Here is a 22,949-nt window from a genome sequence, read left to right as displayed (position 1 = left end):
CTGATGATGCGTTTAGCCAGCCGCCTGCTGATCACAGGCGCTATCGCCGCCTTCGCCGCGACCGCGGTCGCGACTCCCGCCGCAGCCATCCCGAATCCGGGACCATACCAAAGCGTCACCTTCACCTACTACTCCAACGCCAGCAAGACCGTGGTGGTCGGTGGCTGGTCCTACGGCTACTGTGGCGAGCCTTTTGACTGGGGTCAGCACACTCGCTATTCCACATACCGCATCATCAACTGCCAGCCCTAGACGCCGAGCCGGTGCCAGGGGCCCCAGATGGCGAAAGTCATCCCGGCCCCGGCCTGGATGTTGACGAATAGCGTGTGCCCGCCAGGGCTGAACGTCGAGCCAGCGAATTCGTCGTTGGAACGGTCGGCCCCACCGCTGCTGCGCAAGCGGTTCAGCGCGATGTCGAACAACCGCCCGTCCTTGGTCAGCCCACGGATGAAGTTGTCCTGCGCGTTGTCCTCACACAGGATCAGCGTGCCGCGCGGACTGGTCGTGATGTTGTCCGGGAAGTCCAGCGTCTGGCGATCCGGTGACTGGTAGACGAGCCGGAGCATGCGTGAGCGAATGTGGTATGCCCACACCTGGCCAGCGCCGTTGCCGTAACCATCGGCGACCGGGCCGGGCGAGGTTTCCGCCGCGCCGCCGCCTTGAGTGGACGTGAAGTAGACGACGCCGCGATCGTAGACAGCGCCTTCGAGCCGGGAGAAGTGAGCCGCTCCCTGCACGCGGCCCTGCTTGCCGACATAGTTCAGCGCGGTGTCGTTCGTGGTCGGTGCCACAACGCCTGGCTCATAAGGGAAACTGGGCGCTGGGTCGTCGATGTCCACCCACACCACCTTGTACGCCGCTCCGTCGGCCTGGTGCGCGGCAAGCTCCGCGTTGGGCGTGCCTTTGACGGCCAGCATTTGCAGCCGGCCACCGTTTTCCAGACGGCCCGTGTGACACGGGTTGCGCCGCGGCACGTAGCGGTAGAAACCGGAGGCGTACCCGAAATTGTCCTCGGTCAGGTAGAGCGTGCCGTCACGCGGGTCGCAGGCGACAGACTCGTGCGCGAACCGTCCCGCGTCGGTGATCGGCTCCCGGTCGGATTGCCCGTCTGAGGGCACTTCGAAGATGAAACCGTGGCGCTTTTGCAGTGCGGTGTTTGGTGCTCCGGTGAAATCTGGCGCGACGTCGGGGCCGTTGACGGTTTCTTCGCAGCTCACCCAGCTGCCCCAGGGCATCGGCCCGCCGGAGCAGTTCATCTGCGTTCCGTTGAGACTGGTGAACGCCTTCTGCACCTCGCCGAACCGCGTCACCTGAATGGTTGTCGTGCCGCCGCGGGCCATCGCGTCATAGGGCGTGCCCGGCCCAAACGCCGCCCCTGGCCCGTTCACTTCGTGGTTGCGGACCAGCCTGATCGTGCCGCGCGGGCCGGGGAACGCGGCCATGCCATCGTGGCGTCCGGGCAGGATGGTGCCGTCATCGAGCGTGACGGGTGTTTCGGTGTCGTGAAACGAGCGATACTGAAAGCCTTCCGGCAAATGCAGTCTGACCTGGTTATCTCGCAGGTCAGCGACCGGCCCAAGCGGCAGCTGAGCGGCCTGCGGTTCGGCCGCGCTCGCGGCTCTGGCGGCGAATCCCGCGAATGGCCCGCCTAGCACGGCTCCCGCTGCGATCCCGCGCAGTAGAGCACGTCGGTCAACAGTTGTCATGACGATCCTCCTCGATCCCCCGCAGCCTGCTGGTAGGTGGAGACGTTAGCGTATGGTCGGGGGAGACCGGAGGGGGAGAAGTGCTCGGCCCGGAAGACAACACCAGGGAAATTCCTATTAGGGGACAGGCACAGGTGCCGCTGCCTGTCACCGCGATCCCTTATAACGAGCCATACTTCGCTCCCCCGCCACCACCGCCACGCAAGTCGCGCAGCCCGCTGAGGGCCATCGCGATCGCGGCCGTTTTACTGATCGTTTGTTCCGGCGGCGTGCTCGCTGGCCTCGCGTTTTCCACCAGCCTGTTCGGTGGCTCCTCGCCCCTGGGCTTGGGCGGCGCACCCTCGCCAACACCGCCGTCGCCGACGCCGCCACCGGTGCTGAGCCCGACCGCGGTGGCCGAGAAGTTCCTTGCCGCGACCGTGGCCAACGATCAGGAGACGGCGCGGTCGCACCTGTGCGTGCTGCTACGCGGTGAAAGCGGGCAAAACTCCAATAACCAGCAGCAGCAATGGCTCGCGATGCTGGTGGGCTTCAAGGTCAGCAACGAGACCATCAACGGCCCAACCGCCGACGTCGACGTCACGCTGACGCTGCCGGTGCTGGGAGAGGTGCCCTTCGGGCTGTACCTGATAAAAGAGGACAAGGACTGGAAAGTCTGCGGGTTCAGCCTGTCCTGATGAACGGGTAACAATCCGTTCATCCATTTACCTCTTTTGATCGATCACCTCCCTCTGTTAACGTACCGACATCCATCGATGACACGCAGTGTCACCAAGAGGGGGTGTTTGCCATGCTGAGCTTCTCTGGCCAGGTGGGAACGACCGCGACCGGTGGTCTTACCGTCACTGTCGCCCCAGGCGCTTCCACCACGTGTGGTGGCGGCAACTGCTGCTGCACGAGCTGCTGCTCCTGGTAGCCCATCACCAACCGGTGACGCCGCGTCGCGGCGTCACCGTCGTCTTTGGAGGGCACGTTGGCGTACCAGCGATCGCAGCAAGAAGTGGAACAAGCGCTCGGCGAGCACAGCTATCTGCGGGCGGCGGGCGGGTTCTCGATGCAGCACACCCTCGTGTCGATCTATTCGTCGTCCACGGTGGTGGCCACACCCGACACCGTCGTTCGTGGACGGTTCGCCGCCTCAGATGACGACTTCGCGGGCGAACAGCTGCTGCTCAACTACCGCAACGACAACGCCAAACTTGGCTTCCAGCTGGGCATCGGCCGGTTCTATGAGCCTGACGCGATCCTCACCTCATGCCACGCTGACCTCGAAGAGGACCTGCGCGAAGCGATAGCGTTGCCTAAACCCAAGCCGCTCAAGGCCGGGCTGACCGCGGTCGTGACGCAGCGGCGCAGTGCCAGAGGTTTCACGGGCAAGCCGGTCGAGCTGACCGACCTGTCGGCGATCCTGTTCCACTGTCAGGGCACGTCAGGTGAACTGCCCTATGGCAATCCGGCCGCGCCGCACGGCATCATCAAGTTGCGCAACGCGCCGTCAGGCGGTGGGCTCTACCCCATTTCGCTTTTCGTGCACGCGTTCGCGGTCAATGGGCTGCCTCCGGCGACGTATGAATACTTGCCTTACGCCCATGCTGTGGCGAAGGTCGCCGACGGCACCGGGGCGGAAGTCTTGCGGTCGCCTGATCTGGAGATGACACAGTCCGGTTTCGCGGTCACGTTCGCGTACAACCTGTATCACAACTCCAGGAAGTACGGCGATAGCGGTGTCGTGTTTGGACTCATCGAAACCGGGGCGATCCTGCAGAACCTGCACCTGGCGCGCACGGCTCTCGGCCTGATCGGCTGCGACCAGGGCAGCTACGACAAGACCGCTATTGAACGTCAGCTAGGCCTCGACGGGCATACCCGCCACGTCGTGCACGTCACCGTCGTCGGGCAGGGGGAATAAGTGGCTTACGTGCTGGCGAGCACCACGCGCCTCATCGAAGACAGTGCCGGGCGAGTGCGCATCCGCACCGGAGTGTGGAACTTTGAGGAAGCCGTCATCGACGTCAGCGCCGAGCCACCCGCGGTAGGGCGGTCCGTTAAGGCGGCGTTGATCGCCTTGGGGCGCGGTCCGATGCGGCTGTCCGATCACCTCGATCCCGGGCTGCTCCCGATCGAACGCGCCAACATCGAGCGGCTCTTCGCCGACATCGCCGGCGCAGGGATGATTACTGACACCGACACCGGCGCTCACCAAGACGCGATAACGGCCGCCTTGCTGGGCCGCCTGGTGACCCCCTACCCGACCGGCGGACAGGCGCCCACCGGTGAGGTGCTGTTCCTGACCGACTCCGACGCGGCCAAGCCACACGCCCAATTGCTTGCCGAAGGCATGCGCCTGAAGCTGACCGTCGTGGAAGACCAGTTAGACCAGGACTTGACCTCCAGAGTGGACGGTCTGGCCACGGAAGCCGCGATCGCGGCGCTCCGGCCGCGGTTCACCCAGGCGGCCGCGATCGTGACCTGTTTTCAGCGCCCGTGGCTGCCCATGCTGCGCAACCTGAACCGGCTCGTCGAGGGCCAGGACACCCCTTGGATCAGCGCTTTCATCGACGGCCCGTTCGTGTCGGTGGTGGGCATCAAGTCCCCGCACACGGGCTGTTTCGAGTGCTTCGAGCAGCGGGCGCTGGCCCGGCTGGAAGACCACGTGTCCTACCACGACTTCGCGCGCTCGCCGCTGGGCCGCCTGCCCGACCGTCCCACGGACGCGCCGATGCTGGCCATGCTGACCGCCATCGCGGTCACCGAGGGCTACCTGCACGCCGCCACCGGCACGTCGCGCTTTAGTGGCCGGGCACTGTCGATTCACCTGCCCACGTGGGAGATTCAGACGCAGGACCTGCTGCGCATGCCGAACTGTCCCGCGTGCGGAAAGGTGTCGCGGCAACGGCTGCGGGAAATCAACTTCAACAGCCGCGCGGCGGTCGACCGTGTGGTGGCCGAGGTGTTGCGGTGACAGCCTTTTACCCGCCTATGGCGCATCTCCTCAAGCGCTATCGTCACCTGGGCGGAAACCAGGCCGGAATCATGCCGGGCTTCTTCGTCACGGTGGCCGACATCCCGGGTGAGCCGCTGATGCGTTCCATGACGGCGACCATGCCGCACTACCACCGCCAGATCATGAATGATCCGCATCTTCAGGTGCAGTACCACCTCAGCGGCTACGGGCTGTACCAAGAAGAAGCCATGATCAAGCTCATGGGCGAGAGCGTGGAACGCTACGCGGCCATGACGGCGATCCGCATGTTCGACCACGAGTTTCGTTACGCGACAAGGCGTGAGCTGTCCGCCGAGGGGGCGTGTTTGCCGCTGGACCTGCTCGGGATTTTCAGCCCCGCGCAGCAGGAAGCGCTGTCTGGACGGCTGCACCGGTATTCAGGGCGACTTCCGGAAGAAGACGACGTCATCGCCTGGGTCAGCTGTCCATCACTGGTGCGGCCGGGCACGGATGTCTTCGTACCAGCGCAGCTTTTCTTTCTTGGCTTCACCGCTAGCGCGCAGCATGCCGATTTGCTTTACACCCCTTCGTTTTCCACCGGAACAGCCGCGCACGTCAGCCTGGACCAGGCGCTGCGCAACGCGCTGATTGAGGCCGTTCAGATCGACGCCTTCATTCTCAACTGGTACACGGCGACTCCCGCGCCGGAGATCATCAACGACGACAGCGATGTGCAGCGGGTACTAGAAAGCCTGCGCCTGGACGAATATGACGTGCGCGCTGGCTATCTGACACGGCCAGAGCTGCCGCTTCCCACGATCGGCGTGTTCCTGACGCGGAAGAAGGACGCGCTGCCGCTCATCAGCTTCGGCGTTCAGGGCGACGGCAGCCCGAAGACAGCGTTTCTGCGCGGCACGATGGAAAGCGCGGCGATCCTGGGACTGGGCATGTATAGCTCCATCTTCGACACGACGAAGGTGCACGCGGCCGTCAACTCCTCGCCCTACCTCGATCTGGACACCAACGTCCTGTTCTACGCCAGCCCACAAGACGCACAGGTGAAGAAAGACATTGTCGGGCAACGGTTCTCCGGCGAGATCAAGCTCAGCGAGATCCCAGCGATCTCGGCTGACCAGCAACTGCCCGAGCTGATCCGGATGGTGGCCGGGGTCAGCGAGTGGGCGTGTTACCTCGACATCACCCCACCCGAGCTGGCTGACACCGACTGGAAAGTGGTGCGGGTGCTCATTCCCGAGCTGCTGAGCATGTGCCTGCCTGGGCTGCCGCCCAAGGCGCACCCGCGGATGACCCGCTATGGCGGAGTTGCGTATGACCACCCGCACCCTTTGCCTTAGCCTGCTGGTGCTTGTCAGCACAGCGTTTCCGGCCCAGGCGGTGCGGCTGGCCCGCACGCGGCTGAGCCCACATGTCACGTTTTCTCTTGCCCTGGCGGCGATCGCCGGGCTCGCGTGGTTCGTGACGCCGCTACGGCCATTGCTCACGCTTCCCTTTGACACGCGCTTTTACGCCATCGCGATTGGCGCCGGGCTTGCGGCGCCGTTCGTGGAATATGTCATCGGATCACTGACGATGCGGCGGTTCGCCAGACTGGCCGTGCACGAGCGGTCAGGGCGCGGGGCCACGGCTCTGCTTGCGGCCGTGGCCGCAGCAGCCGCGGAGGAGGCGCTGTTTCGCGGTGTCGCGTTCACGTTGTTGGAGCAATGGCTCGTGCCAGCCGCCGTCATCGCCATCACGTCAGTGGTGTACGGGCTCAACCACCTGTACTTCGGGTGGCTCACGGTATGGCAGAAAACCCTGACGGGAGTAGGATTCGGGACGCTATTCGTCCTGAGTGGACACAGCCTCGTGATCCCGCTGATCGCCCACGTGACGCAAAACCTCGTCGTGCTGCTCGTCCTGCAAAGGCGCGCGCCATGATGACCTTTGGCGCCCAGGCCATCGCGGTGACAGCGATCTGGCTGGCCGCCTACCGTTTGCCGTTCTCCAGCACGCGCACCAGGCAGCGCGTCAGGTTACGGCTGTCGTCACTGACCGGGGTGCCGTCGAAATACGTCTTCCCGATCCTGGGGACTCTCATCTATCTCGTGCTCGGAGTGTCCGCGGCATACGTGCTGGGCGGTCCGCTCACGTTGTTGCGCTGGCACGTAACGCCACACGGGGTCGCGCTCACCGTCCTTGCCGCCGCGGGCGCCAGCGCCCTGACCGCCTTCGCCATGTCCGTGCTGTATGCGGTCAACCCGCGCACCGACGTACCGTCAGCGGTCACGGGAGTGCGCTGGGTGCAGGAAATCCTTGCCCTGCCCGGGCCGTGGCGCTGGATCGTCCCGGCGGCCAGCGCGGCCGTGGAAGAGTTCTTCTTCCGGGGCGTCGTGCTCATGGGACTGCTGGCCCTGGGCGCACCCGCCTGGGCGGCCGTTGTCATCGCGGGCGTGCTGTTCATCGTGGGCCAGCTGGTGCTCACCGAGACCAGAGCGCAAGCCGTCGTTTTAGGACTGTCCAGCGTCACTATCTCGCTCATCGGCGGACTACTGACCGTCGTCGAGGGTAGTGTGCTGCCAGCGATCCTCATCCATGCATCATTCGCCGCGTACTACACCAATGTGAGGAGGCCGGGGTGATAAACGCGAAGCGTTTGACTGTCCGTTATGGACAGCTGACCGCGCTCGACGACGTATCCATCGCGGTTAAACCCGGGGAAGTCGCCGGAGTCATCGGCCCCAACGGGGCCGGCAAGACAACACTGCTGGAGTGCATCGAGGGGCTGCGTGTGCCCGACTCGGGCGAGGTCACCGTCGACGGCCTGTCCCCGCGGCACGACCGCAAGGCCATGACCGAGCGCGCCGGGGTTCAGTTGCAGCACAGCGTCTTCCCGCCCCGGACTCTGGTGAGCGAGATCTGCCAGGTGTTCGCGTCGTTCTACCGCGACCGGGCCGACTACAACGAACTGCTGGACCGCTTCGGGCTGGCCGAGCACCGCAAACATCAGGTGACCAAACTGTCCGGCGGCCAGCAGCAGCGTCTGTCGCTCGTGCTCGCCTTGCTGGGCAACCCGAAGGTCGTGTTCCTCGACGAGCTGACCACCGGGCTCGACCCCGCGGCACGGCGCGTCATCTGGGAGGAGTTGCGCCAGCGCAACGAGAACGGGCTGACGATTCTGCTGACGTCACACCACATGGAGGAAGTCGAATACCTCTGTGATCACGTCACGGTGCTGATGCGAGGCCGCGTCGTGGCCACCGGAACACCTGCCGGTCTCGTGGGCGAACACTCCCGCGAAAGCCTGGAGTTCACGGGGTCTCTGGGAGAACTCGCGGGCGTCGCCGGCGTGACCGTCGCCTCGGTCGGCAAGCGCACCCTCGTCAAGTGCTCGACGCAGGAGGCCCGGTCCGAAGTTGACGCTCTCCTTCAGGCGCACAACATCTCCGCACGGTCACTCAATCCGTCTCTGGAAGACGCCTACCTCAACCTCACCGGGGGGCAAGCACATGTTCAGTAACGTGCTGGCGTTTGAAAGCAGGCGGATGCTGCGCAACTTCCCGCCGCTGTTCTTCGGGCTCGCCTTCCCTGTGCTGGTGCTGGCCATCTTTGGCGGCATCTATGGCAACGAGCCGTCGGAGTTCTGGGACGGGCGCGGAACGGTCGACATGTCCGTGCCCGCCTATGTCGGCCTCGTCATCGCCGTGGCTGGGCTGATGAGCTTCCCGATCGGCATGGCCGAGTATCGCTCGCGCGGATTCCTCAAGCGGCTCAAGGCGACCCCGGCCCGCCCCGGTTACTTTCTGCTCGCCCAGATCCTCGTCAACGCGGTCATTTGCGTGCTGGGCATCGGGCTGCTGATCGGCGTTGGTGTCGTCGCGTTCGGCCTGCATGCCCCGGCACATCCGCTGGCCTTCGCCGGGATCGCCATTCTAGGCTCGGCGGCGATGTTCGGCATCGGCATGCTCATCGCCTCGGTCGCCGGCTCGGAGCAGACCGCCATCGTCATCGCTAACATCATCTATTTCCCGATGATTTTCCTTACCGGAGCGACGGTTCCGCTCTCGCTCATGCCCGACGCGATGCAGAACATCAGCAAGGCTTTCCCGCTCACCTATGCCATCGACGCGCTGCGCTGGGCGTGGGTCGGCACCGCCGACTCGCTGACCCTGCCGTTGTCGGTGCTCGGCGGGACGGTCGTCCTAACCGGAATTTTCGCGGCATGGCTGTTCCGTTGGGAATAGCGCCACCGGTGCAGGCGACGGCGTTCATCGCCGCCGCCTGCCGCGTGTCCATCGATCCGCTCGCTTCACTGTTTGCCACGGCGCTTTCGGCCACGCAGCGGGCGATGGTTGCTTCGGGCACCGGCGAGGTCTTATCGCGTACCCGCATTATCGATTCGATGCTCTTGGAATGGTGTCCTGGGCGGACGGTCTTGAACCTGGGCGCCGGGCTCTGCACCCGCCCCTACCGGCTCGACCTATCCACGTGCGTGTCGCTCACCGAGGTCGACGCGGCGCCGGTTTTAGAGCTCAAAACCAACATCCTCAGTGGGTACTCGGTGAGCTGTCCCGTGCATCGCATCGCCGGCGACGCCCGGTCTCTGCCTTCTACTCTGACCGCCGATGTGGTGCTGACGGAAGGTCTGCTGGTCTACCTGTCGCCGTCTGAGCTCGCGGCTCTGGCTTCTTGTCTGCCAGGCAGCCACTGGATCGCCGACATCGTGCCCGCATCGTCGGCGGCTTTTATGGCCGCGCAGACTGGCATTTCCCTGTGGGGATTGGACAGTCTGACCGTCTTCGAAGACGCCGGATGGACCGTGGTCGATTACCGTCCGCTACCTGTTCCACGCGCGCCGTCGCCTTCCAGCCACGCTATCGTCGATGGGGTCCTGCACCTCACCCGTTAGCACGGTTACGCAACGTGTCGAGTGGCGTTTATGGTGCGCGGTATGGGATCTTCTGACGCTCCTCAGGGTTCGGGCGTCCTTCGTCACGCCCCGCGGGACCAGCAGTGGGTGCCTGCCGCCGAGCCTGACCCTTATGCCGTTGAAGCGATCGGCCAGCATGTCACCCACCACTTCGGTCCCATCTCCTACGTCTGGCACGAGCTGGCTTCCGATCTGGTGCGCATCGACATTCACGTGGTCACGCCTACGGCGGAACGGCCGTTCTACACTCTTGTCACCGACGGCATGAGCGACCTGGCGATGTCGGTGCCCGCTGAGGCAAACGACAGCCCCTACGCCGAGCTGATGCTCTGCCTGCCCGCCGACTGGGAGCTAAGTGGCGACACGTTCCGTGAAGACCGCAACTACTGGCCGATAGGCCTGCTGAAGTCGATCGCCCGCCTGCCCCACGAATACAACACGTGGATCGGCCTGTGGCATTCTGTGCCCAACGGAGATCCGCCTTCGCCTTACCTGCCAGGCGTCCCGTTCGCTGGCGCCCTCGTGGCACCAATGTTGCGCTGCGACCCGTCGGCGCACGTCATCAAGACCGAGTCGGGAAAGGACATTTCCCTGCTCGCCCTGGTGCCGCTACACCCGGCAGAGGTCGCCCTCAAGGTCCGCTCCGGCACCGACGCCCTCCTCGACGCCCTGGCAACCGTCGAGATCAGCGAACTCTTCTCCCCCACCCGCCCCTCAGCCGTCTAGCCCACCCCCTTCCTTCCCACCTTCACCCACACCGCTTCTGCCCACACCGCTTCTGCCCACGCGCTTCCGCATGCGCCGCTTTCCGCCTGCCGCCGCTTCTGTTTTGCCGCGGCTTCCGCATGCCGCCGCTTCTGCTTGCGCCGTTTCCGCTGACCGCCGCTTCTGCTTGCGCCGTTTCCGCTGACCGCCGCTTCTGTTTTGCCGCCGTACCGCGCCACACGTCGCACCTCGTCCTGCGCCGTCTCAGTGACGGGTTCATCGTGATCCACATCCATTTGCGCGATCGACATCCCTTGGGACGTGATCCACAGGCAGTTTGATCACGTCTGCCGGGCTGTGGATCTCACTTGTGGATGTGGATCAGCGTCCCTGGACGACTCCATGTCCGGCTTGGACACGCATGTGCCCTAGTTGTGGGGGGGGTGCGCCGGTTTGACTGCAGGACATCGATGACAACCGCATGGATGTGGATGTTGGGACGTGATCCACAGCCCAAAGGGTGTGCCCAGCAGGCCATTGGATCACCCTTTTCGGGCTGTGGATCACAGTTCAAGATCCCCGCCACGGCAGCGGAAGCAGAAGCGGCGCGGAAGCGGCCGGCAAGCGCGGCGCGGGCGGGGGTGAAGCAGGTGACGTCTGGCTAAGGCGATGTTGGCCGGATGGCACTGACCGCTGGCGGGATGGATTCGTAGCGTCCGTGGCATGAAGGAAATGATGCGAGCCGGTGCGGTTTGCGGTGTGGTGCTGGGGTTGTCGCTCGGGGTGCCGGGTGCTGTTGAGTCGGTGACCGGTGAGACGGGGGCGACGAGTTTCGTGGTCGGGCTGGGAGCGGCGTTTGGGGCGCCGGCGTTGACGGCAATGTATTTGCTTCAGCGCAAAGAAGCGGGCAGTTTCGGAGGGTTCGCGTATCTGGCGAACGTCATCGGGCTCGGGTTGTTCGCGGGAGTGGCTTTCTCGCTCAACCTCGTGCTGTTCTTCTTGGACGTCACGACGGTGCCGATGCCAACAAAGGTAGCGATCCTCAGCTGTGCGGCGGTTTTCGTCCTCGGCACGATTCTGTTTGGCATCTCGATGCTCAAGGCGAAAGTGTTCCCGAAACTGCCCGTCATCGGCTACTTCACGGCGCTGCCCCTGCTAGCGGTGTTCGCGTCGTTGCCGGACACGGTGCTGACTAGTGGGCTGCACGTCATCGGTGCGGCAAGCGTTATCTGGCTGTCAGTCGTGGTCTGGCGCCGGGCCGCCGTAGTCTCGATGCCGTGACGTCAGACAGGCCCGTTGCGTGGGTGTCGCCGCTGCTCTACGGAGCGGTCCTGGCCGCTGGGCTTTATGCCGGGGCGGCCGGGTTAGGCGACACCCGCCTGCCGTTGTTTCTTGGTGCCCTGGCAGCGTTGGCAGCCCTGGAGTTGCCCGCCGCGCGCAGGCTCAACGCGGGAGTCGTGCTCACGGGGCAGGCTGTGCTTTTCGTGGCGGTGTCCTACGCCGATGGTTCGGGACTGTCGCGGGTGCTGTTCGTTTTGGTGCCGTTCCTCGCCTATTTCACGTATGGCCGGGCGGTCAGCGTCGCTCTTGGGGCGGGTTGTCTCATCGTGTTCATGGCGACGCAACCGCGTTGGTACTCCAATGTGGAGAGTCTGTCCGATCTCCTCATGTTCGGCATCGGGATTGTGCTCGCCATCGCGATGGCGGCGGTAGCCGTCGAGGAACGCAAGGGCCGCAAGGAAATCGCTCGCCTGTCCGCTGCGGCGGAGCGGCAGAAAATGGCCCGCGATATCCACGACGACCTTGGGCACCATCTCACCGCGGTGGTGGTGCTGCTGGAGAAGGCGGCCGCTTACCGCGACCGGGACGCCAGTGAGGCCGACCGTGCGGTCAAGGATGCCGCGAAGTCGGCGAAACTCGCTTTGGCCGAAGTCCGGGAGTCCGTGCGCACCATGCGTTCCGGGGACGGGCCGTTCGATCTGGCCACCGCCTTGCCCAGGCTCGCCGCACCCGATGTTTCCATAACCTTCAACACCACCGGTGGGTACTCAGAAAGCGTGCACACCATCCTCTACCGCGCCGCGCAGGAAGGCATCACCAACGCCCGGCGGCACGCCAACGCGACCAAGATCAGTGTCAGCGCGGATCTCGGCCCGGAGCTTGCCGAGTTAACGGTGACCGACAACGGGCACGGGCTCAACGGTGCGGCGGAAGGATTCGGGCTAAGCAGTATGCGGGCTCGCGTGAGTGCCGCAGGCGGTCAGGTAGTGCTGGAAAACGCGGCTGTGTCTGGTACCAGAGTCAAGGTTTGGATTCCCCGATGATCCGGGTGCTGGTGGTGGATGATCAGCAGCTCATCCGGGAAGGCATCGCGTCGCTGCTGGCCCTCCAGGACGGGATCGATGTCGTTGGCACCGCTAACGATGGGCGTGAAGCGATCGAGCAAGCTGTTGCGCTGCAACCGGATGTGGTGCTGATGGACATCAGGATGCCGGTCATGGACGGTGTCGCCGCGGTGACCGCGTTGCGGCAACGGCAGCCGGGCATCCGGGTCATCATGCTGACGACGTTTGATGACGAGGAATATGTGGTGGCCTCGCTGAAAGCGGGTGCCACCGGATATCTGCTCAAGGACCTTCCGTCTCGCGAGCTGGCTGATGCCGTTCGCTTAGCGCACCGCGGCATCACCCCGCTCGACCCGGCGGCCGCGGCGCTGGTGACGAAGGCTCTCACGGCACGGGTCCAGCCCACGGTTGAGTTACCTGAGCGGGAGCTAGCGGTGCTGAGACTCGTCGCGCGCGGCCTGACGAACCGTGAGATCGCCGCCGAGCTGTTCTTGTCCGAGGGCACGGTGAAGAACTATCTGTCCAAAGTGCTGGAACGGCTGGGCCTGCGTGACCGGACGCAGGCGGCTCTCTATGCCCGCGATCGTGGCCTGATCTAGTCGGTGCGGATCCGGCTCTGCCACCACAGCAGGATCGGCACCACGACGAGTTCCACGACGAGGGCGATGCGGAAAACAAAGTGTGGCCAGCCTGATGCGGCGACCGCCATCAGCCGGGCAAAACCGCCGAGGACTACCGCGCCGAGTGTCACCCGCAGCACGGTCGTGACCTTCTCCACGCGCGGCACCGCCCACCAGGCGACCAGTCCGGCGGTGAACCAGAACGCGTTGGTGAACCGGTACTCGCTGTCGACGGTGGCGTTCACGGCCTCGCCATCGGGCAGCGTCACCGGCCCGAAGAGCATGCCAGCCAGCCCGGAGGCCACCGCGACCGTGGCTAGCACAGCCAGAACGATTTGAAGGGCTCTACGACTCACGCGGGCAACACTACCTGCGCGATAGGCGGGCCGGGATTTTGGCGAGGGTGCCCCATACGCCAGCGCGGAACAGCAACACGGCCAGGACGAAGATGCCCCCGGTCACCAGGCCGATCTGGTCGAAGCCGGAAAACGAGAGGAAGTCTTCGAGCCGCGTGATGATGGCCGCGCCAAGCACGCCGCCCCACAAGGTGCCGATGCCGCCGAGCACGACCACGATGACAGCCTTGCCGGAGGTCGTCCAATGCAGAACGTCCAGCGAGACGAAACGGTGTCCCATCGCGAACAGTCCCCCACCCAGCCCGGCAAGGAAAGCCGACAGCATGAAGGCGAGCAGTTTGTAGCGGTGCACCGGATAGCCCAGAGCCCTTGCCCGCGAAGGGTTATCGCGGATCGCCACAAGAACACGGCCAAACGGCGAGTGGACGATCCGCCAGGCGAGCAACAGTCCCAGCACGACGATCGGCAATGCGGCGTAGTAGAAGTAGAAGTTGTCCGTGATGGTGCGCGGCACGCTTTGCAGCCCGTTCTCACCGCCGGTCAGTGAACTCCACTTGTTGGCGATGACATAAACCATCTGCGCGAACGCCAGCGTCACCATCGCGAAATAGATTCCGGTGCGCTTGACCGCGAGATAGCCAACGGGCACCGCGATAAGGGTCGCGACCACTGCCCCGCTTAGCACCGCCAAAGGAAACGGCCAGTCCCAGTTGATAGCGATCAGGCCGGTCGCATAAGCGGAAGCTCCCCAAAACGCCGCGTGGCCGAAGGAAAGCAGCCCCACGTACCCCAGAAGAAGGTCGATCGACACGGCGAACAGCGCCCAGCACAGGATTTCGACCGCGACCGCCGGGTAAAGCCCGAACGGCAGCCACAACGCGAAGACGATCGCGGCCGGAAGCAGAATCCATTTGAGTTTCACGCCGGGGATTCCTCTCGCCCGAACAAACCGGAAGGCCGCCACAGCAGCACTACGGCCATCACCAGATAGACCAGGATTTGCGAAACGAGCGCACTGTCCAAATAGGCCTCACTGAGCGCCTGCAGCACTCCGATGACGAAGGCCGCGGCGACCGAGCCGAAGATGGAGCCGAGGCCGCCGATGACCACGACCGCGAACACGACGATGATGAGATCGGCGCCCATGAGCGGATGCACGGCCCGCATCGGTGCGGCGAGGACTCCGGCGAGACCGGCTAGGGCGCAGCCGAAACCGAACACCGGCGTGACCCAGCGGCCGACGTTGATGCCGAGTGCTTGCGTGAGCTCGGGGCGTTCCGTGCTGGCGCGCACGATCAGGCCAACCCTGGTACGCGACAACAGGAACCACACACCAAAACAGATCAGTGCCGCCATCGCGAGCACGAAGACGCGGTACGCGGGAAAGTCGAACGCGCCGAAGTCGACCGACCCCGTCAGGCCGCCCGGCGTGGGATAAGGCGTGGACTGCACCCCGAAGCGCCACTTCACCAGGTCCTGGAAAATCAGCGTCAGGCCAAACGTGAGCAGAAAGTTGTAGAGCGGGTCAAGTTTGGCCAGCCGGTGCACGAGGGTGCGCTCGAGGACCATCCCACCGGCCGCGAGCACGAGGGGCACCAGAATCAGCGCCCACCAAAACGACGGCATGCTGAGGGCGAGGAACGCCCCGAGCATGTAGATCGCGCCGTGGGCGAAGTTCACCACCCGCAGCATCCCGAAGATAACGGCCAGGCCGAGGGCGACCAGAGCTAGGAAGCTCCCCCCGACCAGGCCGTTAAAGATGTGCTGTGCCATCAGAGTTTGCAGTCCGCCGACGGGGCACGGAACGCTTCCGCGGCCGGGATCGTCTTGAGCACCTTGACATAATCCCAGGGCTCGGCGACCTCTTTGGACGGCTTGACCTGAGCGAGGTAGGCGTCGTGCACGACACGGTGGTCCTCGGCACGGATCTTTCCGTTGCGCAGGAACACGTCTTCGACAGTGCGGCCTTCGAGGTACTTCACGATCTCGTCAGCGTTGTCGGTGCCGGTGGCTTGCACGGCTTCCAGGTATTGCATGGCCGCCGAGTAGTTGGCCGCGTGGGCGAAGGTCGGCCGCGTGCCGGTCTCCTTTTGGAACCGGTCAGCGAACTCGCGGCTCTTGAGGTCGTAGTTCCAGTACCAGGCGTCGGTGTAGGTCGTGCCTGCCAACGCGTCTGGGGTCAGTGAGTGGATGTCGGTCAGGAACATCAGGCCGACGGCCAGCCCGACTCCCTTTTCCCGCAGCTTGAATTCGTTGTACTGCTTGACCAAAGCGACCAGTTCCGCACCGGCTTGCATCGTCCCCAGGACGTGGGGTTTTGGTGTCAGGCTAGGTGCCTTGAGCAGATAGGTGGAGAAGTCACCGGAGGCGTTCGGGAACGGCGCCGGGTCCTTGGCCACGACACTGCCGCCCGCCTTCTTGATGGCCGCCTCGAACGAGGCTGTCATGTCTTGGCCGAACTGGTAGTCGGGGTAGACGAGGTACCAGTTCTTCGCCCCTTGGTCGGTAACGGTTTTACCCGTCCCGTTGGCGAGCATGTAGGTGTCATAGGCGTAGTGGAAGGTGTACTTGTTACACGCCTTGCCCGTCAGATCCGTGGTCGCGGCGGTGATGTTGAAGTAGAGCTTCTTCTTCTCTTTGGCGACGTCGGCGACCTTCAGAGCGGCCGAAGACGTTGGCACGTCAAGGATCGCGTCGACAGCCTTGCGGTCGTAGAGTTCCGCGGCTTTGGCGTTGGCGATGTCAGGCTTGTTCTGGTGGTCAACCGATTCGACGGCGAGTTCCTTGACCACAGCCTTGTCGCCATATTTGGCTTTGTAGTCAGCCATGGCCATCTCGACGGCCTCTACCGAGTTCTTACCGCTGAGCTGAGCGTAGACGCCGGACTGGTCGTTGAGGACACCGAAGACGACTTTGCCGTCGCTCAGTTTGCCCGACCCTGACCCGGCCGGTCCCCCACCACCACATCCCGCGGCCGCGGTTAAAGCGACGGCACACAGTATCGCCCACCTGCGCATATATATTCACACTCCCAAATAGGTAAGAAGTTCTTTGTCGTCCGGCGTGGTGGGCCGGACCTCGCCCTCGGCGAGCAGGTAGTACTTGTCCGCGACGGTGGCCGCGAAGTGCAGATTCTGTTCCACGAGCAGCACGGTGACGCCGTGTTCCTTGGCCTGGCGCAAAATCGCGCCGACCTGCTCGACGAGCAACGGCGAAAGTCCTTCGGTCGGTTCGTCGCACAGCATCAGCCGTGATCCCATGCGCAGCACGCGGGCGAGGGCGAGCATCTGCTGTTCGCCGCCGGACAGTTTCGTGGCCGCCGAAGCGCGGCGGGCGTACAGGTTGGGAAACGCGTCGTAGACCCGCTGCAACGGCCAGCCGTCTTTGGACACCCGCAGCGACAAGCTCTCGGCGACGGTCAGCGTGGCGTAGGTTCCGCGATCGTCGGGCACCCAGCCCACGCCCAGCCGGGCACGCTGATACGACGCTTTGCGCGCTAAATCGTTGCCGTCTAAAGAAACCCGTCCTGTGTAAGGCAGCAGCCCCATGACACACCGCAACAGGGTCGTCTTGCCCGCGCCGTTGCGGCCGCAGAGGGTGACCACTTCGCCCTTGCCCGCGGACATGCTGACCCCGCGCAGCACTTGGGCCTCGCCGTAGCTGGCCGACAGGTTCTCAATGTCCAGCATGGGCGCTGCTCCCGAGGTAGGCGGTGATGACGCGCTCGTCGGCGCGAACGTCGGCATAGGACCCTTCGGCGAGCACACGGCCGGCTTGCAGCACAGTGACGCGATCCGCCAGGGCTGCGACCACATTCATGTTGTGTTCCACCATGACGACGGTCCTGCCTTCGCGAACGGAACCGATCAGGGCGACGGTGCGGTCGACATCTTCCAGGCCCATCCCCGCCGTGGGCTCGTCCAGCAGCAGGACCGTAGGTTCCAACGCCAACGCGAGCGCGAGTTCCAGCGCACGTTTCTGGCCATAGGCCAGACTGTCCGCTTTAGAGTCTCGCGAGGCGCTCAGCCCCACCAAGTCGAGCAATTCATGTGCTCGGGCAGTGTGCCGTCGCAACAACTTGACCGACCGCCAGAACTTCCACCCATCGCTCTGCAGGGCGAGTTCCACGTGCTCGGTGGCGGTCAGCTGCCCGAACAAGCTCGTGATCTGAAACGAGCGAGCCACACCAAGCCGGGCGACCCGTTCCGGCGGCAACCCCGTCACATCACGGCCCGCCACCTCGATGCGTCCCGCGGTCGGCGCGAGAAACCCGGTGAGCAGGTTGAACAGCGTGGTTTTGCCGGCGCCGTTGGGCCCGACGAGCGCGTGCACCGAACCGGCCGCCACGGACAGGTCCACCGCGTCGACCGCACGGAAGCCGCGGAAATCCCGGGTTAACCCACGAGCGGTGAGCGCTGACGGCTGTGTCATGAGCCAGAAATCTATGAGCCGCCGTGTGACGCGGGCCATGGTGGACGATCACATAAACAGGCGGTTCGTTATGGTGCCCTAATGTCGGAACAGCGGGCCGTGGACATTTTCACCGATGGCGCTTGCAGTCCCAACCCGGGACCGGGCGGCTGGGGTGCTCTGCTTCGTTACGGGGAGCACGAAAAGGAGCTCTACGGTGGCGAAGCCGAGGTCACGACGAACAACCGCATGGAGCTGACCGCCCCGATCATCGCGCTGGAGAGCCTGACGCGCCCGTCACTCGTTCGGATGCATACGGACAGCACTTATGTGCGCAACGGGATCACTCAGTGGGTACCAAAATGGAAGGCCAATGGGTGGCAAACCTCGGCGAAGGAACCTGTCAAAAACGCTGACCTGTGGTTGCGGCTCATCGAGGCGGCCGGCCGGCATCAGGTGGAGTGGTTCTGGGTCAAGGGCCACAATGGACATCCCGAAAACGAGCGCGCCGATCAGCTGGCGACCCGTGGGCTGCAAGAAGCGCTGCCCGGCACGCCAGCAGTAGCGCACCGGGCAGCGTCCGGCCGCTAGGCGACCTGGGCGGAGTTGTAAAGATTCTGGGCGTCGGCGCCGAAGTACGGCCCGAACATCCAGTTCGGAGCGAAGTTGTACTTGAAGCTGTTCACCGAATTGAGCACTCCATTGCCAGTGGCTTCGCTGAACTGCAGGAACCACGGCCCGCCGCTGGAGCCGCCGGTCATGTTGCAGGTCATGCCGATGCCTCCGGTGCCGAGGAACTCGTTGAACACCTTGCCGCTGCAGTAGATCAGGATCGTGCCGTTGTAAGGCGAGGCGGCCGGATAGCCGAAGGCGTACATGTTCTGCCCGCGGGCCTGGTTGAACGCGATTCCTTGCCCGCCAACGACATCGGTCAGGCTGGCGCCGTTGAGCTGGCTGACGACGGCGGCGCCGATGTCGTAGCTGATGTTCTCGCTGGCGACCCATTGCGGGGTGGCGCGCAGCAGACGTGCGGCCCAGGTGCCGTAGGGGGCGTTGCCGTTGTTGTACGCCGGGACGAACGTCCAGTTGGTGTGGAAGGCGCCACCCAGCTTCACGCAGTGCCCGGCCGTGATGATGGTGCTCTTGTTGGTGCTGGTGACCGCGCTGCCGGAGCAGGAGGCGGTCCGTCCCTGGTAGGTGAAGAACACGCGGCCGGTCGTCTTGACGACGTTGCCGCCACCGGTCCAGGCGGAACCGCCGTTGGGGAAGGCCATTGGCTCGACGACGGCGGGGGCGCCCACGGCCACCTGGGACGGTGACGCGTTGACGACCGGAAGGTCAAGCGGGCGCGCGGAGCGCATCCGCTCGGCGGTCCAGAAGTTTTGCGCGCGCTGCTGAGCGGCAGCGCTGACGCTCACCTGAGCGGTTGTGGTAGCGGCGGTGGCTACCGTGCTCATGGCGAAGATGGCGGCGGTGGCGGACAGGATGACGGTCGCGCCACGCCAAAGCGTGCGGTTCATCGGGGATCACACTCCATCTATGTGTAGAGGGTGTCCCCGACGGTAACTGAATATTCACATGTATGATTTGTTCTGCCGCCAGAACCGCCGCTAAATCTGCCGGTCTACGCCTTCGGCCCGGCTATGTTGACCATCCATGGGATGCCGAACTTGTCGGTGCACGCGCCGAACTCGTCGCCCCACATCTGCTTCTCCAGCGGTACGGAAACGGTGCCGCCTTTCGACAGCTTCTCCCAGTAGCCACGCAACTCGGTGGCGTCTTCACCACTGAGGCTCACCGTGATGTTGTTGCCCGGGTTGTGCGGCATGCCCGGCGGAGTGTCCGCGCCCATGAGGGTGAACCCACTTGGCGTCTCCAGCTGCCCGTGCATGATGTTGCTTGCCTCGGGCGCGCTGGGGTCGCCGTACTCGCCGTAGGTGTTCAGTCTGAGTTCGCCACCGAGCACGTCTTTGTAGAACTCCAACGCTTGCCGGGCGTCACCGGCGAAGTTGAGGTACGGATTGAGTATCGATGCCATGATTTTCACCGTAGGACAAGCGTTAGGCGGTCGCTTCGATATAGATGGACTCGTCGTTGCGAAGCACCTGATCGAGGTCGGCGACGTCTTGCCGCGCGCCCTTGCGGTAGGCGTGCACCTGCACGGCGTCGTCGGCGAACCCGGCCTCACCCAGCACATAGCGCAGCTCGTTCTCGTCGTAGATCCACTTGTGGCCGTAGACATAGAACAGCTGGTTGAACATAAACGCGCCCCGGGCCGGCATCGGCGGGGCGATTGCGCTCAGTGCCATGTTCATCCGGCGCCGGTGCTTGCCGAAGAACCCGTCGCCGTTGACGTAACTCTGGGCGTAGACCTTCAGGTCCGGCGTCGTGATCCGCACGGTGCCACCTGGCGCCAGGATGCGGCGGACCTCTTTGAGCCACGCGACCCCGGCCGTTAGCGACACGTGCTCGATCAAATGCTCGGCGTAAACCCAGTCGACGGCACCGTCTTCAATGGGCAGTGGCTCACTAATATCGAGTTCGGTAAACAGCGCCGCCCCATCGACGCGGTAAATTCCACCCCGCTTTGTCGCCGTCTCTCCATTGTGGAGCCCGACGATATCCGAGGCGAGCCCAGCCGGATGATCCGTCTTGAACTGCGCGAACTCGATTCCGGTAACGCCTATGCCTTGCAGCACTTCCCGGGTGAAAAGCGGTGCCTCAGCGACCAGTTCGAGCTTTTCGCATTTGGCGAGATCGACCGTAAAGGTATCCACTAAGGCCGTTAAACCTTCCGGATCCTCCCAGTTCCACGCCAATGCCGCGGAGTCATCCGCCATTGCTTTTCTCCCATCAAGCGCACCCCAAATACAATTTCCCCAGCATGGCGCTTGATGTGCGGCTCAACAATAGAGCGAAAGACCTATATCCCTGAACATGTCTCCCAGAGGAATTGGTACTTCAAGGCGGTCAAGAACGCTGCTTGCTCGTTGTCGGCGGCGGCGCCGTGGCCGCCTTCGATGTTCTCGTAATAGGACACGTCGTGGCCGAACTCGCGCAGGCGGGCGGTCATCTTGCGGGCGTGTCCAGGGTGGACCCGGTCGTCGCGAGTGGACGTGATCAGGAGAACCGGCGGATAGGACGCGTCGCGGGAAACGTTGTGATAGGGCGAGAAACCGCGGATGAAGGCCCAATCCTCGGGGTTGTCCGGATCACCGTATTCGGCCATCCACGACGCTCCGGCTAGCAGCTTGTGGAAGCGCCGCATGTCGAGCAACGGGACGCGAATGACAACGGCGCCAAACATTTGCGGGTACCCCGTGAGCATGTTCCCGGTGAGCAATCCGCCATTGCTTCCGCCGTCGATGCCGATCTGCTCACGGGAGGCGATGCCCCGTTCGACCAGGTCGGCGGCGACGGCGGCGAAGTCCTCATAGGCCCGTGGGCGTTTCTCGCGCAGGGCGGCCAGGTGCCAGCGCGGCCCGTATTCGCCGCCGCCGCGGATGTTGGCCAGGACGTAGACGCCGCCGCGGGCGAGCCAGCCCCGGCCCAGTGTCCCGTCGTAGTCAGGGGTGCGGGAGACGTCAAAGCCGCCGTAGCCGGTCAGCAGCACCGGCCCGACCCGGTCGCCACCGACGACGAAGTAGGGCACCTTCGTCCCGTCGGCGGAGGTCGCGAAGAACTGGCGGACTGTCATTCCTGTGCTGTCAAAGAAAGCCGGCGCTTGCTTGAGCAACTCGGGCTCGCCGCCGCCAATGTGTCCTAAGTGGAGCGATGGTGGGCTGAGGAACTCCGACGAGGCGATGAGGTAGGAGTCGGACTGGTCGGGGTCGGTGTCGACGATCCAGCTGTGCCCATAGGCGGGAACTCCTGGCAGTGGTTGGCGCGTCCAGCCACCGTTTGACGGTGTGTGCACTTCGAGGCGGCTGAGCACGTCGACGAGCAGGCTGACGATGAGATGGTTCTTGGTCCACGCCCAGGAGTAAAGCGACGAGTGGTCGTCTGGAGTGTAGATGACGGACAGTTCGCGGGACCCGGCGATGAATTCGTCGAAGTTGACGGCGAGCAAGGAGCCGGCCGGGTGTCCCAGCCAGTCTGTGCGTGGGCGGATCAGCATCCACTCGCGGTGCACTTCCCATTGCGAGTCGTCGGGCACCTCGATGGGCACGGGCTGCCCGGCAGCGTCGAGGAGATAGCTCTTGCCGCTGAAGAAGTCCACGCTGCGGCGCAGGAAGCTGCGCTCGAAGCCGGGCTCGGGGTCGTGGAAACCGCGGGCGGAAACGTCACGGTGCTCGCCCTCGAACACGGTTTCGGCGTCGCTCAATGGCGTGCCGCGTTTCCATCGCTTGACGACCCTCGGGTAGCCGGAGTCGGTCAGCGACCCGTCGCCGAAGTCTGTTCCCACGAACAGATGGTCTTCGTCGATCCAGCTCAGGCGATGTTTGGCCTCGGGCAGGGTGAACCCGCCGGGCACGAAAGCCTTGGTGCGCAAGTCGAATTCGCGCATGATGGCGGCGTCAGACCCGCCGTGGGACAGGCAGATCAGGGCACGCGCATAGCTGGGGCGCAAGACGATGACGTCGTTCCATACCCAGTTTTGGCCCTCTTGCGCCGCTAACGCGTCGACGTCGATGAGGATTTCCCAGGCGGGATCGTCTTTGCGGTATTCGTCCAATGTGGTGCGCCGCCACAGCCCGCGCGGGTTGGTGGCATCGCGCCAGAAGCTGTAGAAGTGCTCGCCGCGCCAGGCGGGATAGGGGATGCGGTCGTCGCTGTCGAGGACCTCAAGCAGCTCTTCCTGCCGCTCGCGGAACGCGTCGCTTTGGGCTAGCTCGGCCACCGTTTCCGCGTTGCGTTCGCGGACCCATTCCAGCGCGGCTTGTCCCTCAACGTCCTCAAGCCAGAGATACTCGTCGGCTACCTCAGTCACTATGCC

The 22,949-nt window shown here is 64.3% G+C and carries 28 protein-coding genes; 15 read left to right on the top strand and 13 right to left on the bottom strand.

Translation table 11 applies throughout. The features are described from left to right. Positions 1-3: 3 nt before the first annotated feature. Positions 4-252 carry a hypothetical protein gene (locus A3E1_RS0104910; protein ID WP_020519626.1) on the top strand — a complete coding sequence of 83 codons (249 nt, stop codon included), beginning with the start codon at positions 4-6 and terminating at the stop codon, positions 250-252. On the opposite strand, the gene A3E1_RS0104905 is transcribed toward A3E1_RS0104910, so the two are convergent. Then, positions 249-1,706 carry a PhoX family protein gene (locus A3E1_RS0104905; protein WP_020519625.1) on the bottom strand — a complete coding sequence of 486 codons (1,458 nt, stop codon included), beginning with the start codon at positions 1,704-1,706 and terminating at the stop codon, positions 249-251. The genes A3E1_RS0104910 and A3E1_RS0104905 overlap by 4 nt on opposite strands. Before the next feature lie 80 nt (positions 1,707-1,786). On the opposite strand from A3E1_RS0104905, the gene A3E1_RS0104900 reads away from it, so the two are divergent. Beyond that, complete coding sequence (locus A3E1_RS0104900; RefSeq protein WP_157631317.1) at positions 1,787-2,383, top strand: nuclear transport factor 2 family protein; 597 nt, start codon at positions 1,787-1,789, stop codon at positions 2,381-2,383. 91 nt (positions 2,384-2,474) lie between these two features. Here A3E1_RS0104900 and A3E1_RS0104895 read toward each other — a convergent pair whose 3' ends face one another. After that, positions 2,475-2,678: a hypothetical protein gene (locus tag A3E1_RS0104895; RefSeq protein WP_020519623.1), complete on the bottom strand. Its 204-nt coding sequence runs from the start codon at positions 2,676-2,678 to the stop codon at positions 2,475-2,477. Position 2,679: 1 nt separating this feature from the next. On the opposite strand from A3E1_RS0104895, the gene A3E1_RS38965 reads away from it, so the two are divergent. From A3E1_RS38965 to A3E1_RS0104850, 9 genes are read left to right on the top strand one after another with little or no spacing between them, the layout of a single operon-like run. Continuing rightward, positions 2,680-3,615, top strand: coding sequence for a SagB/ThcOx family dehydrogenase (locus A3E1_RS38965; protein WP_051104781.1), 936 nt, complete (start codon positions 2,680-2,682; stop codon positions 3,613-3,615). Continuing rightward, positions 3,616-4,668, top strand: a complete 1,053-nt coding sequence (locus A3E1_RS0104885) for a TOMM precursor leader peptide-binding protein (protein ID WP_020519621.1) — start codon at positions 3,616-3,618, stop codon at positions 4,666-4,668. Further along, positions 4,665-6,005, top strand: coding sequence for a YcaO-like family protein (locus tag A3E1_RS0104880; protein ID WP_157631316.1), 1,341 nt, complete (start codon positions 4,665-4,667; stop codon positions 6,003-6,005). Before A3E1_RS0104885 ends, A3E1_RS0104880 begins: the two co-directional genes overlap by 4 nt. Continuing rightward, positions 5,980-6,588 (top strand): CPBP family intramembrane glutamic endopeptidase, encoded by a 609-nt coding sequence (locus A3E1_RS44430; protein ID WP_020519619.1) that lies wholly within the window; start codon positions 5,980-5,982, stop codon positions 6,586-6,588. The genes A3E1_RS0104880 and A3E1_RS44430 overlap by 26 nt, the downstream gene beginning before the upstream one ends. Next, positions 6,585-7,289, top strand: coding sequence for a CPBP family glutamic-type intramembrane protease (locus A3E1_RS0104870; RefSeq protein ID WP_020519618.1), 705 nt, complete (start codon positions 6,585-6,587; stop codon positions 7,287-7,289). The genes A3E1_RS44430 and A3E1_RS0104870 overlap by 4 nt, the downstream gene beginning before the upstream one ends. Then, positions 7,286-8,167, top strand: a complete 882-nt coding sequence (locus A3E1_RS0104865) for an ABC transporter ATP-binding protein (protein ID WP_020519617.1) — start codon at positions 7,286-7,288, stop codon at positions 8,165-8,167. The genes A3E1_RS0104870 and A3E1_RS0104865 overlap by 4 nt, the downstream gene beginning before the upstream one ends. Then, complete coding sequence (locus A3E1_RS0104860) at positions 8,157-8,891, top strand: ABC transporter permease (protein WP_020519616.1); 735 nt, start codon at positions 8,157-8,159, stop codon at positions 8,889-8,891. Before A3E1_RS0104865 ends, A3E1_RS0104860 begins: the two co-directional genes overlap by 11 nt. Further along, complete coding sequence (locus A3E1_RS44425) at positions 8,870-9,556, top strand: class I SAM-dependent methyltransferase (RefSeq protein ID WP_083929361.1); 687 nt, start codon at positions 8,870-8,872, stop codon at positions 9,554-9,556. Before A3E1_RS0104860 ends, A3E1_RS44425 begins: the two co-directional genes overlap by 22 nt. Positions 9,557-9,598: 42 nt before the next feature. Then, positions 9,599-10,303: a suppressor of fused domain protein gene (locus tag A3E1_RS0104850; protein ID WP_020519615.1), complete on the top strand. Its 705-nt coding sequence runs from the start codon at positions 9,599-9,601 to the stop codon at positions 10,301-10,303. On the opposite strand, the gene A3E1_RS0104845 is transcribed toward A3E1_RS0104850, so the two are convergent. After that, the gene (locus A3E1_RS0104845) at positions 10,300-10,593 is read right to left on the bottom strand and encodes a hypothetical protein (protein WP_020519614.1); all 294 of its coding nucleotides are present in this window, start codon (positions 10,591-10,593) and stop codon (positions 10,300-10,302) included. The two genes, A3E1_RS0104850 and A3E1_RS0104845, sit on opposite strands and share 4 nt — an antisense overlap. A gap of 412 nt (positions 10,594-11,005) precedes the next feature. Between A3E1_RS0104845 and A3E1_RS0104840 the strand changes: the two genes are divergently transcribed. Genes A3E1_RS0104840 through A3E1_RS0104830 form a run of 3 tightly spaced genes read left to right on the top strand, consistent with a single transcriptional unit; the run spans position 11,006 to position 13,226 of the window. Then, the gene (locus A3E1_RS0104840) at positions 11,006-11,563 is read left to right on the top strand and encodes a hypothetical protein (protein WP_020519613.1); all 558 of its coding nucleotides are present in this window, start codon (positions 11,006-11,008) and stop codon (positions 11,561-11,563) included. Next, on the top strand, positions 11,560-12,606 hold the full coding sequence (locus tag A3E1_RS0104835; RefSeq protein WP_026208090.1) for a sensor histidine kinase: 1,047 nt from the start codon (positions 11,560-11,562) through the stop codon (positions 12,604-12,606). The genes A3E1_RS0104840 and A3E1_RS0104835 overlap by 4 nt, the downstream gene beginning before the upstream one ends. After that, entirely contained in the window at positions 12,603-13,226 is a 624-nt protein-coding gene (locus tag A3E1_RS0104830; RefSeq protein ID WP_020519611.1) for a response regulator, read from the top strand. Before A3E1_RS0104835 ends, A3E1_RS0104830 begins: the two co-directional genes overlap by 4 nt. Here A3E1_RS0104830 and A3E1_RS0104825 read toward each other — a convergent pair. Genes A3E1_RS0104825 through A3E1_RS0104800 form a run of 6 tightly spaced genes read right to left on the bottom strand, consistent with a single transcriptional unit; the run spans position 13,223 to position 18,034 of the window. Next, entirely contained in the window at positions 13,223-13,603 is a 381-nt protein-coding gene (locus A3E1_RS0104825) for a DUF4345 domain-containing protein (RefSeq protein ID WP_026208089.1), read from the bottom strand. The genes A3E1_RS0104830 and A3E1_RS0104825 overlap by 4 nt on opposite strands. A 10-nt stretch (positions 13,604-13,613) precedes the next feature. After that, positions 13,614-14,525 carry a branched-chain amino acid ABC transporter permease gene (locus A3E1_RS38950; RefSeq protein WP_020519609.1) on the bottom strand — a complete coding sequence of 304 codons (912 nt, stop codon included), beginning with the start codon at positions 14,523-14,525 and terminating at the stop codon, positions 13,614-13,616. Continuing rightward, on the bottom strand, positions 14,522-15,376 hold the full coding sequence (locus A3E1_RS0104815; RefSeq protein ID WP_020519608.1) for a branched-chain amino acid ABC transporter permease: 855 nt from the start codon (positions 15,374-15,376) through the stop codon (positions 14,522-14,524). The genes A3E1_RS38950 and A3E1_RS0104815 overlap by 4 nt, the downstream gene beginning before the upstream one ends. Beyond that, positions 15,376-16,620, bottom strand: coding sequence for an ABC transporter substrate-binding protein (locus tag A3E1_RS0104810; RefSeq protein WP_020519607.1), 1,245 nt, complete (start codon positions 16,618-16,620; stop codon positions 15,376-15,378). Before A3E1_RS0104810 ends, A3E1_RS0104815 begins: the two co-directional genes overlap by 1 nt. 6 nt (positions 16,621-16,626) lie before the next feature. Further along, the gene (locus A3E1_RS0104805) at positions 16,627-17,292 is read right to left on the bottom strand and encodes an ABC transporter ATP-binding protein (protein ID WP_020519606.1); all 666 of its coding nucleotides are present in this window, start codon (positions 17,290-17,292) and stop codon (positions 16,627-16,629) included. Next, on the bottom strand, positions 17,279-18,034 hold the full coding sequence (locus A3E1_RS0104800) for an ABC transporter ATP-binding protein (RefSeq protein ID WP_026208087.1): 756 nt from the start codon (positions 18,032-18,034) through the stop codon (positions 17,279-17,281). The genes A3E1_RS0104805 and A3E1_RS0104800 overlap by 14 nt, the downstream gene beginning before the upstream one ends. Positions 18,035-18,115: 81 nt before the next feature. Between A3E1_RS0104800 and rnhA the strand changes: the two genes are divergently transcribed. Then, complete coding sequence (rnhA, locus tag A3E1_RS0104795; protein WP_020519604.1) at positions 18,116-18,604, top strand: ribonuclease HI; 489 nt, start codon at positions 18,116-18,118, stop codon at positions 18,602-18,604. Here rnhA and A3E1_RS0104790 read toward each other — a convergent pair. The 4 genes from A3E1_RS0104790 to A3E1_RS0104775 form a co-directional block, all read right to left on the bottom strand. Further along, a complete protein-coding gene (locus tag A3E1_RS0104790; RefSeq protein ID WP_020519603.1) occupies positions 18,601-19,533 on the bottom strand; it encodes a trypsin-like serine peptidase in 933 nt (310 codons plus the stop codon). The two genes, rnhA and A3E1_RS0104790, sit on opposite strands and share 4 nt — an antisense overlap. 104 nt (positions 19,534-19,637) lie before the next feature. Then, positions 19,638-20,051 (bottom strand): VOC family protein, encoded by a 414-nt coding sequence (locus A3E1_RS0104785; RefSeq protein ID WP_020519602.1) that lies wholly within the window; start codon positions 20,049-20,051, stop codon positions 19,638-19,640. A gap of 22 nt (positions 20,052-20,073) precedes the next feature. Further along, on the bottom strand, positions 20,074-20,853 hold the full coding sequence (locus A3E1_RS0104780; RefSeq protein ID WP_020519601.1) for a class I SAM-dependent methyltransferase: 780 nt from the start codon (positions 20,851-20,853) through the stop codon (positions 20,074-20,076). Positions 20,854-20,936: 83 nt separating this feature from the next. Continuing rightward, complete coding sequence (locus A3E1_RS0104775) at positions 20,937-22,943, bottom strand: prolyl oligopeptidase family serine peptidase (RefSeq protein ID WP_020519600.1); 2,007 nt, start codon at positions 22,941-22,943, stop codon at positions 20,937-20,939. Positions 22,944-22,949 lie beyond the last annotated feature (6 nt).

This window comes from Catelliglobosispora koreensis DSM 44566 (assembly GCF_000379685.1).
GTDB classification, from domain to species: domain Bacteria; phylum Actinomycetota; class Actinomycetes; order Mycobacteriales; family Micromonosporaceae; genus Catelliglobosispora; species Catelliglobosispora koreensis.
Note: the sequence above shows the minus strand (reverse complement) of the source record. Positions and strands in the feature narration are given on the sequence as shown.